Origin of the sequence: Fructobacillus parabroussonetiae, from assembly GCF_018437265.1 — a bacterium.
GTDB classification, from domain to species: domain Bacteria; phylum Bacillota; class Bacilli; order Lactobacillales; family Lactobacillaceae; genus Fructobacillus; species Fructobacillus parabroussonetiae.
The window spans coordinates 47404-60292 of sequence record NZ_JAAMFL010000001.1; the positions used below are offsets into that span (position 1 = coordinate 47404).

General features: G+C 46.8%; 12 protein-coding genes, 1 tRNA gene and 1 riboswitch. Of the genes, 8 read left to right on the top strand and 5 right to left on the bottom strand.

The window, feature by feature from the left end; genetic code table 11:
• Positions 1 to 38 precede the first annotated feature (38 nt).
• From atpD to G6R30_RS00270, 4 genes are all read left to right on the top strand, one after another.
• Positions 39 to 1439: a F0F1 ATP synthase subunit beta gene (gene atpD / locus G6R30_RS00255; RefSeq protein ID WP_213820331.1), complete on the top strand. Its 1401-nt coding sequence runs from the start codon at positions 39 to 41 to the stop codon at positions 1437 to 1439.
• An 11-nt stretch (positions 1440 to 1450) separates the two neighbouring features.
• Positions 1451 to 1894, top strand: coding sequence for a F0F1 ATP synthase subunit epsilon (locus tag G6R30_RS00260; protein ID WP_213820333.1), 444 nt, complete (start codon positions 1451 to 1453; stop codon positions 1892 to 1894).
• A gap of 170 nt (positions 1895 to 2064) precedes the next feature.
• Positions 2065 to 3045: an aggregation-promoting factor C-terminal-like domain-containing protein gene (locus G6R30_RS00265; protein WP_213820335.1), complete on the top strand. Its 981-nt coding sequence runs from the start codon at positions 2065 to 2067 to the stop codon at positions 3043 to 3045.
• A 95-nt stretch (positions 3046 to 3140) separates the two neighbouring features.
• Positions 3141 to 3212, top strand: a tRNA-Glu gene (locus G6R30_RS00270).
• Between the two features lie 82 nt (positions 3213 to 3294).
• Here G6R30_RS00270 and G6R30_RS00275 read toward each other — a convergent pair.
• Complete coding sequence (locus G6R30_RS00275; RefSeq protein ID WP_213820336.1) at positions 3295 to 4278, bottom strand: ketopantoate reductase family protein; 984 nt, start codon at positions 4276 to 4278, stop codon at positions 3295 to 3297.
• 131 nt (positions 4279 to 4409) lie between these two features.
• On the opposite strand from G6R30_RS00275, the gene trpS reads away from it, so the two are divergent.
• The 3 genes from trpS to G6R30_RS00290 all read left to right on the top strand — a co-directional run bounded on the left by trpS (position 4410) and on the right by G6R30_RS00290 (position 7846).
• Positions 4410 to 5426, top strand: a complete 1017-nt coding sequence (gene trpS, locus G6R30_RS00280) for a tryptophan--tRNA ligase (RefSeq protein WP_213820338.1) — start codon at positions 4410 to 4412, stop codon at positions 5424 to 5426.
• Between the two features lie 117 nt (positions 5427 to 5543).
• Positions 5544 to 6125 carry a hypothetical protein gene (locus G6R30_RS00285; protein ID WP_213820340.1) on the top strand — a complete coding sequence of 194 codons (582 nt, stop codon included), beginning with the start codon at positions 5544 to 5546 and terminating at the stop codon, positions 6123 to 6125.
• 18 nt (positions 6126 to 6143) lie between these two features.
• Positions 6144 to 6316, top strand: a riboswitch (Lysine riboswitch).
• Positions 6317 to 6403: 87 nt separating this feature from the next.
• Positions 6404 to 7846: an amino acid permease gene (locus G6R30_RS00290; RefSeq protein ID WP_213820342.1), complete on the top strand. Its 1443-nt coding sequence runs from the start codon at positions 6404 to 6406 to the stop codon at positions 7844 to 7846.
• A 52-nt stretch (positions 7847 to 7898) separates the two neighbouring features.
• Here G6R30_RS00290 and G6R30_RS00295 read toward each other — a convergent pair whose 3' ends face one another.
• The 4 genes from G6R30_RS00295 to G6R30_RS00310 all read right to left on the bottom strand — a co-directional run bounded on the left by G6R30_RS00295 (position 7899) and on the right by G6R30_RS00310 (position 12431).
• Entirely contained in the window at positions 7899 to 9908 is a 2010-nt protein-coding gene (locus G6R30_RS00295; protein ID WP_213820343.1) for an ABC transporter permease, read from the bottom strand.
• A gap of 1 nt (position 9909) precedes the next feature.
• Complete coding sequence (locus tag G6R30_RS00300) at positions 9910 to 10665, bottom strand: ABC transporter ATP-binding protein (RefSeq protein ID WP_213820345.1); 756 nt, start codon at positions 10663 to 10665, stop codon at positions 9910 to 9912.
• Positions 10666 to 10762: 97 nt separating this feature from the next.
• Positions 10763 to 11758: a sensor histidine kinase gene (locus G6R30_RS00305; protein ID WP_213820347.1), complete on the bottom strand. Its 996-nt coding sequence runs from the start codon at positions 11756 to 11758 to the stop codon at positions 10763 to 10765.
• Positions 11751 to 12431 (bottom strand): response regulator transcription factor, encoded by a 681-nt coding sequence (locus tag G6R30_RS00310; protein WP_213820350.1) that lies wholly within the window; start codon positions 12429 to 12431, stop codon positions 11751 to 11753. Before G6R30_RS00310 ends, G6R30_RS00305 begins: the two co-directional genes overlap by 8 nt.
• A 128-nt stretch (positions 12432 to 12559) precedes the next feature.
• Between G6R30_RS00310 and G6R30_RS00315 the strand changes: the two genes are divergently transcribed.
• The gene (locus tag G6R30_RS00315) at positions 12560 to 12778 is read left to right on the top strand and encodes a hypothetical protein (protein ID WP_213820352.1); all 219 of its coding nucleotides are present in this window, start codon (positions 12560 to 12562) and stop codon (positions 12776 to 12778) included.
• The last annotated feature ends 111 nt before the right edge of the window (positions 12779 to 12889 follow it).

Here is a 12889-nt window from a genome sequence, read left to right on the forward strand (position 1 = left end):
GCGGTGCCAAGCACCGTTTACACAGAAAGGAAACAAGCATGACTACTGGAAAAGTCGTACAAGTGATCGGTCCAGTCGTTGATGTGGCCTTTGATGAAGGCGTGGAAATTCCTGAAATTAACAACGCTTTGTTGGTTGATTTGGGCAATGATCAAACGCTGACCGTTGAAGTTTCATTGGCATTGGGAAACGGTGTTGTCCGTACCATTGCCATGGACGGAACGGACGGGTTGCAACGCGGTATGGAAGTGACAGACACTGGTAAGCCAATCGAAGTTCCCGTTGGGGATGCCACTTTGGGCCGTGTGTTTAACGTCTTGGGTCAACCCGTTGACAATGCCGGTGCCATCGATGATTCAGTGGAACGTCACCCAATTCACCGGGCGGCACCTGAATATGATGAATTGACAACGTCACGTGAAGTGTTGGAAACCGGAATCAAGGTCATTGATTTGCTGGCCCCATACATCCGTGGTGGAAAGATTGGACTCTTCGGTGGTGCCGGTGTTGGTAAGACCGTCTTGATTCAAGAGTTGATTCACAACATCGCGCAGGGTCACAATGGTATTTCTGTCTTTACTGGTGTCGGGGAACGTACCCGTGAAGGTAACGACATGTACCACGAAATGAAGGAATCAGGAGTTTTGAAGCAAACCGCCATGGTTTATGGTCAGATGAACGAGCCACCAGGTGCACGTATGCGTGTCGCTTTGACTGGTTTGACGATGGCCGAATCATTCCGTGATAACGAAGGAAAAGATGTTTTGCTTTTTATCGATAACATCTACCGTTTCACGCAAGCTGGATCAGAAGTTTCCGCCTTGCTTGGACGTATTCCTTCTGCCGTTGGTTACCAGCCAACGCTGGCTTCTGAAATGGGTAAGTTGCAAGAACGAATCACCTCGACGAAGAAGGGTGCCGTTACGTCAATTCAGGCCGTTTATGTTCCTGCCGATGACTATACCGACCCTGCTCCTGCAACGACTTTTGCCCACTTGGATGCCACGACGAACTTGGAACGTTCTTTGACTCAGCAAGGAATTTATCCCGCTGTTGATCCATTGGCCTCAACGTCATCCGCATTGGATCCAGAAGTTGTTGGACAAGATCACTACGAAGTTGCAACAGAAGTACAACGAACGTTGCAACGATACCGTGAATTGCAAGACATCATCGCCATCTTGGGAATGGATGAATTGTCAGATGAAGAGAAGATCACGGTTAACCGTGCTCGTCGTATTCAATTCTTCCTCTCACAACCATTCTCAGTTGCCGAAACCTTTACGGGTGTGAAGGGTGAATATGTCCCAATCGCTGAAACTGTTCGTTCCTTTAAGGAAATCTTGGCCGGTAAGTATGATGACCTGCCAGAAGATGCCTTCCGAAACGTTGGTCCAATCGAACAAGTGGTGGACAAGGCGAAGTCGATGGCCCAATAAGGGGGTAATCCATGGCTGAACAAACACAAGAAAAGTCTGGCATTACTGTCAAGATCGTCACACCGGAAGGTCAAATCTATGATCAAAGCGGTGCCGAGATTGCAGTGATTAACACCAAGGGTGGCCAGTTAGGAATTATGGCAGGACACGAGCCAATTTTGGCCGCTCTGTCAATTGATGAACTGGTCGTTAAAAAAGACGATCAGAAACGTTCCTTGGCGGTTAACGGTGGGGTTGCGGAATTTTCTAACAACCTCTTGACCGTTATTGCTGATTCAGCTGAAATTGCTGATGACATCGATATCGACCGTGCCCAAAATGCAAAGAACCGTGCGCAAGCCCGTTTGGAGCATGCACAAGAAGTCAAGAATCAACGAGAAATTGATATGGCACACGTCGCTTTGATGCGTGCGATTAATCGAATTCACGTCGGTTCCGTTCAAGGAAAACGTTAAATAAAAGGCGATGAGCAGTGATGCTCGTCGCCTTTTTTCGTTAGCTTTAGACTTTCTTATCCATTATTTAATTCGGGCTTAATCTTTAGAAGCGTATGATTAAACTAATAGTAATTTCGGGAAATAGCGCATTTTTCGAAATGAGTCATAGAAAAGGAGAAGAATATCATATGACAATGAAAAATAAGTTGTTATTTGCGGCAGGTTTAGCCGGTTCGGTTGCTCTTGGGCACCAAGCGGCTTCTGCTGACCAAGTACAACAGCACACGATTAAATCAGGTGAAACGTTGACTGCGATTGCCAAGCAATACAACACAACGGTTGCACAGATTGCCTCGGATAATCATATCCAAAACATTGATCAGATTTATGCCGGTAAAAATTTGGTTATTGGCCAAACGGCATCAAACGATCAAAAGGATCAATCACAACAAGGCACGGCAACATCGGAGGGGACGGATCAATCCGGTTCTTATACGGTCAAAGCCGGTGACAACCTTTGGACTTTGGCCCAACGCTTTAACACCTCTGTTGCGAACTTGGCATCATTGAATAACATTCAAAATGCCAACCAGCTCTCAGTTGGCCAAGTATTGAAGACGACGGGTTCAGCCGCACAAGCGACGACCAACAGTCAATCAAACCCGGATGACTCACAGAGCATGGCTGATTCACAAGCACAAGCTGACTCAGCTTCTGCTCAAAGCCAAGCGGACTCACAAGCTGCAGCCGATGCAGCGGCTGCTAGCCAAGCACAAAGCGACCAGGCAGCTCAGCAAAAGGCCCAAGCAGACGCGCAAGCGGCAGCTGATGCACAGGCTGCAGCCAAGGCGCAAGCAGATGCCCAAGCCGCCGCACAGACACAAGCCGATGCCCAAGCGCAAGCAAACGCTAGCCAGGCCAACGATGATAATGCTGAGCATGATGCTTTGCAAACCATCATCATGTTGGAATCGGGTGGTAACGTCAATGCCCGAAACGGTATCTACTTTGGTATTGGACAACTGTCGCCAAGCTTACGTGCAGCCTATGGTGTCGGTGATAGTACCGATTACCAGGCACAATTGCACGCAATGCAGCAATACATTGCGGACCGTTATGGTTCAGCACAAGCTGCATTGGCCCATCACCGTCAGTACCACTGGTATTAAAAAAAGAATTTTTTATTTTTCTATTGACGAGGGTAGCGTCGGCTTGCTATACTAACATAGTTGTTTGATAGCGATATCAAATAACAACTGACCATGGCCCGTTGGTCAAGTGGCTAAGACGCTGCCCTTTCACGGCGGAATCGAGAGTTCGATTCTCTCACGGGCTACTAAAAAGGTTTCACATCACTCGTTGATGTGAGGCCTTTTTTGTTTATCATTGAAGCAAATAAAAAAGCCCGAAGGGGCTTTTTATGGTTGAGCAAGTTTGTTAACAGGCGGGTTGAACTGCCGCATGGATTCGGCCAGATGAACAAGATTGGTGATAAACCGTTGGGTTGGCGCAGAAACACCATGTTCTTCAGCTAAATCGGCAATCCAACCATTGATGTAGTCGACCTCAGTTGGTCGTCCTTTGACAAAGTCCTGGTACATGGAAGGGAAGTGGAGGGGGACGACGTTCCTTGCCACATGATCCATCTGTTCGAGCATCTCTTCTCGTGTTTCCAACAGCGTGATGCCAGCGGCATCAGCAGCATCGTAAGCTTCGTTGACCATTGGCTTGGCAATGCTTTCTAAGAATTGATCATAGGCCAATAATTCCCCGACCCGGGCTTGGAACATGGTGGCAATCGAGTTTTCAACGGCATTAAAGAAGACTTTTGTCAGCAGGGTTCCCATGAAGTTATCGGAGTAACTTGGGTTTAAGTGGGCTGCCTGAAAGTCTGACATGACCGCCTTTGTCTCTGGGGTAGCCACTCCACTTTGATTCGAGTAGGCCGAAGTACCAGTGTTTTCCTTTCCGATAAAGTCGACATCGCCGTAGTCATTCAAAATTGTGGCAATCATCGCCGTCCCACCGATAATCTGATCGTCTTCGAAATATTCCTGGAGCTTTTCAATGTGGCCCATGCCGTTCATGGCACCGACCGCCAGTTGGCCTTTTTTAAAATGTGGGGCCACTCGTTTCAAGGTGTCTGCCAGCTGCATTTGCTTCATGAAGAAGACCCACACATCAGGCTCTCCTTGATATTCTTCAGGTGAATAAATGCTAACGGGAACGGCGTGGCGGTTTTGGTGATCGCGCGATTGGTAAACAACGTTCCCCTGCGCTTTGATTTTGGCAACGGAATCAGCGTTTGGTTCGACAAAGTCGACCGGTTGATGCGCGACCTCTTGGAGAAGCAAACCATAGCGCAAGCCCATGGCACCCGCTCCTACTATTACGTATTTCATCTGTCGAACCTCACTTTCATTAAATATTTATCATTTGTTTTTAATAATATACCAAGGATCAAGGAAGTCTGCAAGTTAGCTGACAATTCGCTATAATGGAGAAGTTAGAAAATAAAGGAAACAACGTCGACATGGAAAAAGAAATTTATTTGACTGGTGACCGCCCCACTGGGAAATTACACATTGGGCATTACATTGGTTCATTGAAGAACCGGGTGGCAATGCAAAACGAAGGAATCTACGATCCTTACATCATGATTGCCGATACCCAAGCTTTTACGGACAACGCACGGGACCCGGAAAAGATTCAACGCTCCCTTGCTGAAGTGGCGCTTGATTACTTGGCCGTTGGGATCGATCCTAAGAAGTCGACGATTTTCGTTCAATCACAAATTCCGGCTTTGGCCGAGTTAACCATGTTTTACATGAACTTGGTTTCCTTGGGTCGTTTGGAACGGAATCCGACGGTAAAAACTGAAATCAAGCAAAAGGGCTTTGGTGACGGTATTCCGGCCGGCTTTTTGACTTATCCAGTGTCACAAGCAGCCGATATCACGCTTTTTAAAGCGACAAAGGTGCCGGTTGGGGATGATCAGCAGCCAATGATCGAACAAACACGTGAATTGGTTCGGTCATTTAACCACGCTTACAACACGGATATTTTGGTCGAGCCAGAAGGCGTCTTCCCACCAAAGGGCCAAGGCCGTTTACCTGGTATCGACGGCAACGCCAAGATGTCCAAGTCCTTGAATAACGGTATCTACCTTTCGGATGATGCCGAGACTTTGGCTAAAAAAGTCAAATCCATGTACACCGATCCAACCCACGTTCGGGTTGAGGATCCTGGTCACGTGGAAGGAAACGTGGTCTTTACCTATCTGGACATATTTGATCCAGACAAAAAACGAGTGCAAGAATTAAAGGATCATTATCAACGCGGTGGTCTGGGCGACATGAAGCTCAAAAAACACTTGCTTGAGGTGATGGAAGCTGAACTGGCACCAATTCGCGAACGTCGTGCTGAGTATGCCAAAGACATGGATGCTGTGATGGCCATGTTGCAAGAAGGCTCAAAGAAGGCCAATCAAAAAGCGGAAGCTACCATGCAAGAAGTTCGCCAAGCCATGGGCATTAACTATTTCGGTTAATGCCATTGGCGGACGAGCATAACTAAAGGAAAGGTCGTAAATTCATTGATTTACCCACTGAAAAAAAGACGGTTCTTACCATTCTTATCTCTGATACTTTTTGTGGTTTTGTCGATTATGCTGCGCTTTAACAGCTCTGTTTTAACGTTGCTCGACGCCTTTTCATCGATTATTATCCAAACGGTTGCTAGCTCAAAACTAGGGATTTTACTACAGCCCTCTTATTTTTTGAAGAGTTTCTGGGTTGCTTGGGTTTGCTTGATTATTTGGGCCTTGTTCTTACGTGCTCTGAATTTCAAAGTCGGGTTCTGGTGGACGCTTGCTTCTTCTTCGGTTTTGATTATCGTGTCATGGGGATGGTCCTTGCTGACTTTCTTCTACTGGGATAACGGACCGGTGATGTTGCAGATGATGCCACCGGTTGCCAACGTGCTTTGGGCGTTTTTGCTCTTCCAGATTCAGCAAATTATGGTTGTTCGCTTGCCGTTGGCCCATTGGTTCAAAAAAACCTTGGGTGTCTTACTCGTAATTTTTTGGCTATTTTTGACGGCCGCTTCGATTGTCGACCATGACCTGTCGACAACGACTTTGGTGGGTGCTGCACTTTTTGCTTACGTTTTCTTCCGCCTAGCGGCGGGCCTTTATATTCACAACGGCAAACGTTGGCAGCAATTTTTTGGTGTTGACGGTAAAATTTAGTTGTGCTATTCTTTACTCAACAAACAAAGAGGTTGCGACCAAGATCAGTCGCACCGGTGAGTCTACCCAAGACGATGACCCGGTGTTAAAGGTGCGGTTGCCGAAAGTGCTTGCTCTGGGCGAGAAGGTGCTTGGGACATGGGATAAGATGCCATGGACTGTCGTTTTTTAAACGGTGCGCTTTGCTATCATTTATCAAATGTGATGACAGATCGACTCTTTGTATTGGCAGAGAGTCGATTTTTTTGTTTGTGAAAAACAAATGGAGGTTTTTGCTCATGGCAGAAACAAGTGGTAATACAATTCAGCACCAGCTCCAGACCCGGCACGTCTCAATGATTGCGCTGGGCGGATCAATTGGAACTGGGCTTTTCTTAACATCGGGTGCCTCGGTCTCACAGGCCGGGCCCTTCGGAGCCATTGCGGCTTACATCGCCATCGGAATCATGGTTTACTTCCTGATGACTTCGCTTGGTGAAATGGCGACTTTTGCCCCAACGTCCGGCTCCTTTGCCGAATACGGGAATCGTTTCGTTGATCCGGCCTTTGGTTTTGCTCTTGGCTGGAATTACTGGTTTAACTGGGCCATTACTCTGGCGGTCGATACTGTTACCGTTGGCTTAGTTGCACAGTTCTGGTTGCCTCAAGTGCCATCTTGGATTTTTTCGGCCATCGCCTTGGTGTTGATTTTCTTAATCAACCTCTTCTCCGTTCGGACCTTTGGTGAAACGGAATTCTGGCTGTCCTTAATTAAGGTTGTGACGATTTGCTTCTTCCTCTTTATCGGGGTCTTAGCAATCTTTGGCATTATCCACTCGGACACGAACGTCATGAAGAACTTGTCAGTTGGCCAGCACGGCTTTGTTGGTGGTTGGCAGGGGGTCCTATCAGTCTTCGTGGTCGCCGGCTTTTCATTCCAAGGAACGGAATTGATCGGCATTACGGCCGGTGAAGCAAAGGACCCTAGCAAGTCCGTCCCAAAGGCCATCCACTCGGTCTTTTGGCGAATCCTTCTGTTTTACATTGGGGCCATCTTCGTGATTTCTGCCTTGGTTTACTACCAAGACCCACGTTTGATGTCAGCGGCTGATTCGGGTAACGTCTTGATGTCACCCTTCACGATTGTCTTTAAGAATGCCGGCATTGCCTTTGCCGCTTCACTGATGAACGCGGTGATCTTGACGTCAGTGCTTTCCGCCGCGAATTCGGGAACCTATGCCTCGACTCGTACGCTTTATTCGCTGGCTAAAAAGGGACAAGCGCCTAAGATCTTCGGCCGTTTGACTAAAAACGGGGTGCCATTGGCTTCCTTGCTCTTGACGATGGCCGTCGGCTTGGTCGCCTTTACTTCTGAAATGAAGGGGGGCAACATCGTCTACGGTTGGCTGGTGTCTGCTTCTGGTTTGACTGGTTTCTTAGCATGGATGGGGATTGCCATTGCCCACTTACGCTTCCGCCGCGCTTATGTCGCACAGGGAAACGATGTCAATGACTTGGTCTACAAGGCAAAGTGGTTCCCCTTCGGGCCAATCTTTGCTTTGGTTATGTCCTTGTTAGTGGTCTGCTTGCAAGATCCCGCTTCCTTTGCTCACTGGCAGTGGGATAAGATTGCAGTCACTTACTTGTCTGTGCCAATCTTTGTGATTCCATACTTGGGCTACAAGTGGTCGAAGAAGACGAAGGTCATTCCACTAGAAGAAGTGAACCTGTCTGGTAAATAAACAAATGAAAAAGTCGTTTTCGGAAGAATCCGAAAACGACTTTTTGTTTGGTCTAATCTTGCCAATTCGTGACCTGTTTGAAGTAGGTTCTGGAAGTGATCTTGTAAATAATGAAGTAGATGAGGACCATGGCCAAAATGGTCAGCGCCATAATGAGATAAACCGCTTGGCTCATCGGGATGGCGAAGGCTAATAGGAGTTTTTGAATCATTGGGAAGGCAAAGCCAAGGTGGGCAACGGAAACCGCAATCGGAAGGCCGAAGAGCCAAACAATCTGTGAGCGAATCGTCTTTTTGATTTCCTTGGTCGACATGCCGACTTTTTGCAGAATTTCGAATTGTGCTTGGTCGGCTTTTCCTTCTGAGATTTGCTTGTAGTAAATCATCAAACCAGTGGCGAGAATGAAGGAGAGGGAGAAGAGAATGCCGATGAAGAAGAAACCACCATAGAGGGCGTTGGATAGCTTGGCAACAATCGACTTTTCCTGAATGTTGAGGTTATCGTCGGTTTGCTTCGTTAACTCCCCAAGAAAGTCATCCTGGCGACTGTTCTGACCAGTCAAGTTAAAGAAGAATTGCTGCCGTGTTGTTGACTGACGGGCCTCCGATGAGTCGGTGTCATCGGAATTCGCAATGCTTTGCGTCGTCGCGTATGCCTTGGTTAAATCCTGATAAGCTTGGCCGTTGGCCGTGACGATGATCAGATTTGGATAAATGCTGTTACTTGCCTTTGGATAATTCTTCAACGTGGAAACAGTGTCTTTTACAGTATAAGTTTCTTGATTGAGCGTTAGTTTTTTCTTGGCTAGGATTTTGCTATCGCTTTTGTTTTTGCCGGCTCCCTGGTAGACAAGCACTTCCTTGTCCTTTAAATGCAGGGTAGTGCCGGTTAGCTTTTGATAGTTTTCTTCGTCCATCAAGCGAACTTCTCGTAGGGAAGTCGAGTCGTTTGGAACCGTTGCCGTTAGGCTCCCCTTTTGATTGATGGTGGCGTAAAAGGCCGCCGAGGTTTCGGTTGAATATAACTTTGAAACGTGAACCTTTGTTTTGTCAGCAGCCGACTGAATGCTTTTGGCTGACAACTTCTGCGTCTGTGTCGTCACAATCGTGTTGCGTGGGAACATGTCTTGTGTCAGATTGGCCTTTCCAAAGAACATGGAAGCCGTCGTTAAAGCCACAACCAAAGTCATGGTCGCCAGCAGTGTAATCGAGGCCAAGCCAACGGCGTTTTGCTTCATACGAAAGAGCATGTTGGAAACGGAGATGAAGTGCTGACTCTGGTAATAGTAGCGTTCTCTTTTTTGGAGCCCCTTTAAAATTAAGGTTGAGGCGGCCATAAAGAGCAGGTAGGTCGCCTCAATAATGAGAAGGGCAGCGACGAAGAACTGCTTAACGGCTTTGACAGGGGTTGGAACGGTTAATGAAAGACCATAGCCAATGAAAAGGGCGACAAGACCTAGCAAGAAGAGTAACCAACGATTCTTGGGTTGCTGAGCGACTTTTTTATCGGCTTTCATCAAGTCCACGGTTTTGCTACGATAGACAGCCGTTGCGTCGACAATCGTCAACACGAGAAAGGCGGCGGCAAAGAAAAGAATGGTAAAGACCAGGGCTGGTGTGGCCAGGGTCATCTTAAAGGATGCGCCGTGAATCAATTTCATCAAGAGTAAAATCATGCCTTTGGCAAAGACAAAACCGGAAAGTAGGCCGGCGATTAAGCTGATGATAAAGGTTAAAAGCTGCTGAATAAAGGAAATCTTCAGTAAATCCTTCTTGGTCATGCCCAAAATACTGTAGAGACCAAACTCTTTTTGCTTTCCTTTCCTTAAAAAGGAGTAGGAATAAATTAAGATGACAAGTGATAAAAGGCCGATGACCACTTGACCGAGAACCAGGAGTAAACGGACGACGTCGGCCATCATTAAGTCCTTCACGCCGGGTGCGTAAATCAGCAGCTGCAATAAGAAATTCATCGCAATGGCAGCGGTTGAAGCGAGCAGGAAGGGAAGGTAACTTTCCTTGTTTTTTCGAAGGGAATCGAAGGCGAGCTTGAAGTAGAACATCTTAAGACTGACCTCCTAAGAGATTGGTCATTGCGTCGTTAATGGCAACGAGCATCTCTTGCTCACTCTTTTCACCCCGGTAGATTTGATGGAAGACGACGCCGTCTTTAATGAAAAGCACGCGTCCTGCATGGGAGGCGGATAAGGAAGAGTGGGTGACCATTAGAATTGTTTGGCCCGCCTGGTGGCAATCACCGAAGAGGTTCAAAATATCGGCGGCATTCTTAGAATCCAAGGCGCCAGTTGGTTCGTCACAAAGGAGTAGCTCTGGCTTTGTAATCAACGCCCGCCCAATGGCCACACGTTGTTGTTGACCACCCGAGAGCTCGTAAGGGTATTTTTCGAGTAGTTCTTCGATGCCAAGTTGCTTGGCAAGGTTCGCTAATTTTTCTTCTTTTTCCGTGGTGTTTTTTGACAGCACTAAGGGAAGGTAAATGTTATCTTTTACGGTCAAAGTGTCTAATAAATTAAAGTTTTGAAAGACAAAACCAATGTGATCGCGACGGAAGGCAGCTAAGTCCTTGTCCTTTAGATTGGCTAAATCTTCGCCATTCAATAAAATATGGCCGGCCGTTGGTTTGTCCAGGGTAGCGATACAGTTTAAAAGCGTTGATTTCCCGGAACCGGATTCGCCCATGATGGCGATAAATTCACCGTCTTCGACTTGAAAGTCAACGTCTTTTAACGCTAGAACCTTTTGGCTTGACCGCTTCGATTTGTACTGTTTTTTTAAATGTGTCACGTTTAGTTGTGTCATGACTGACTCCTCTTTTTACTTGATAAAGCAAGTGTAACGGAAAAAGGATGACCGCCGTACTAACAGGCTGGGCGGTCATCCTTACATTTTTGTAAGCTTAAGAAAGAAAACGTTGTGAACAGTCGATGGTGACTTTGGTTCCGCTGCCAACGGTTGATTCGATTTGAATCGTGTGTCCTAGGCGGTCGAGAATCTCTTTGACCAAGTACAGACCTAGGCCAGAGGCGTTATCCTCTACGCGACCGTTGTAGCCCGTGTAGCCATGCTGAAAGACGCGGGGCAGATCGGCGGGGTCGATGCCAATGCCGCTATCTTCAATAATGATTTGCCGACTCTCTGTACAGGTGAGTCGTAAGCCGCCTTCTTTGGTGTATTTAATGGCATTATAGATGATTTGTTGGAGGACAAAGAGGAGCCATTTCCGATCAGTAATCAGTTCAAAGTCGCCTTCATCAACGGTCAGGGAAAGATCCTTTTGGATGAAGAAGACTTTGTATTCCTTTGATACGGTCAACAGCAAGGACCTGGCCGAGAGTTTTTCAAAGGACAGATCGTTTTTCATGTCCTGTAGGCGGATGAAGGAAAGGAGCATTTCCAAGTACTGATTGACAAGGAAGAGTTGCTCGGTCGTCTGCTTTTGGTCAACAGTCTGTGTTTGATTCATCAAATCGAGGACCGAGAGCGGGACTTTGATTTGATGGGCCCAGAGGGCGTAATAGTCTTTTAGTTGCTGCTTATCTTCTGCCTGCTCGTCTGCTTGGCGGTTCTTTTCATCCAAAGCTTTTTGAACCAATTCCCTGAGCAACTTTTCCTGGCTGCTATGACCAAGCGGCTCTTCGATGGTTTCCAGCTGTTCTTCTTTTAAAAGTCGTCGAGCGAAGCGGCGCTTGCGCTGCCAATAAAAGGCCAGAAAAGCCGTCAAAATCAACAAAGCATAACTTTCAGGCAAGAGGAGATTGAAAAAAATAGCCAAGCCATCCGTCTGTAGGCCAGTTACCCACAGTTGAAGAAAAAAGACGATGAAAGAAAAAAGATAAAGGGCGCCATAGTCTTTTATAAAGTGGCCGATTTCTTTGAAAAAGTCTTTAAACATTTAAGCGCAGCCCCTTCCCTTTGACCGTTTCGAGTGCCTGATCAAAATCGATGGCTTTCGTCTTGGTGCGGATTCGATTCACCATGACCGATAACGTGTTGCGGTCAATGAATAAGTCGTCATCCCAGAGATCTTCCATGATGCTTTCACGACTCACGGTCCTCTTTGCTGCTTTGAAGAGCGGATAGAGTAACTTGACTTCGTTTTTGCTGAGGGGGATGTGGGCTCTTTCTTTCGATAGTTGGTTTTCTAATAGATTGAGCGTGTATGGCCCGGCCGAAAGGCTTGCCGTTGCCTGTGCTGGTTGATCTTTTGTCCGCCGTAACAGCGCTTTGATTTTGACAATCAGTAGATCGAGGTTAAAGGGCTTGGTCATGTAATCATCTGCGCCAAGATTCATCGCCATGATTTGATCGGCGTCTTCGATCCGCGAGGATAAAAAGATAATGGGCAGGGCGGATTCTTGACGAATGGCCTGGGTCCAATAGAAACCGTTAAAAAAGGGAAGGTTCACATCCATGAGCACAAGATCCGGTTGAAAAGCCAGCAGCTCGTCTTTGACCTGGTGGAAATCCTGACAGGATGCTGTGGAAAAGCCCCAGCTTAAAAGACCTTTTTCCAAAAGGTGTACAATTTCTTGATTGTCTTCCACGATAAAAATGCGTGATGTCATCATCTTTTTCTCGGTTTCTTCTATATAAAGGCGTGTTCTCCTTATCTTAACATAGGTAGAATGGCGGGCATTGATTGAAAAAAGAGTTTTTGCTACCCTTTGTATAGCAAAAAGAGAGGGGAAGAACCATGAAAAAAATTCTGACGAGAGAAAATAACAAACAAGCGCTGAGTAGCGGACTAATTGCCGTGTTGGTTTTCCTGCCGGTTATTCTGGTTATCAAAGTCGTGACTGGTACGTCGATTGATAGCTGGCCATGGTGGGGACAGTTCTTCCTGTACTTTGCCTTTGGGATGGTAACGGTACAAGTTGTTCAAAGCCGTGCTAAAAAGCAGGCCGGAAAATAGAAGTTAAAGGATCAATTGTCGCTCTTTCGAGCGACTTTTTTATTGGTCCGTACCTCTTACCCCTTTCCAATAAATTTGTCAAGAATTTTCCTTGTATTTTTTGAAAAGACC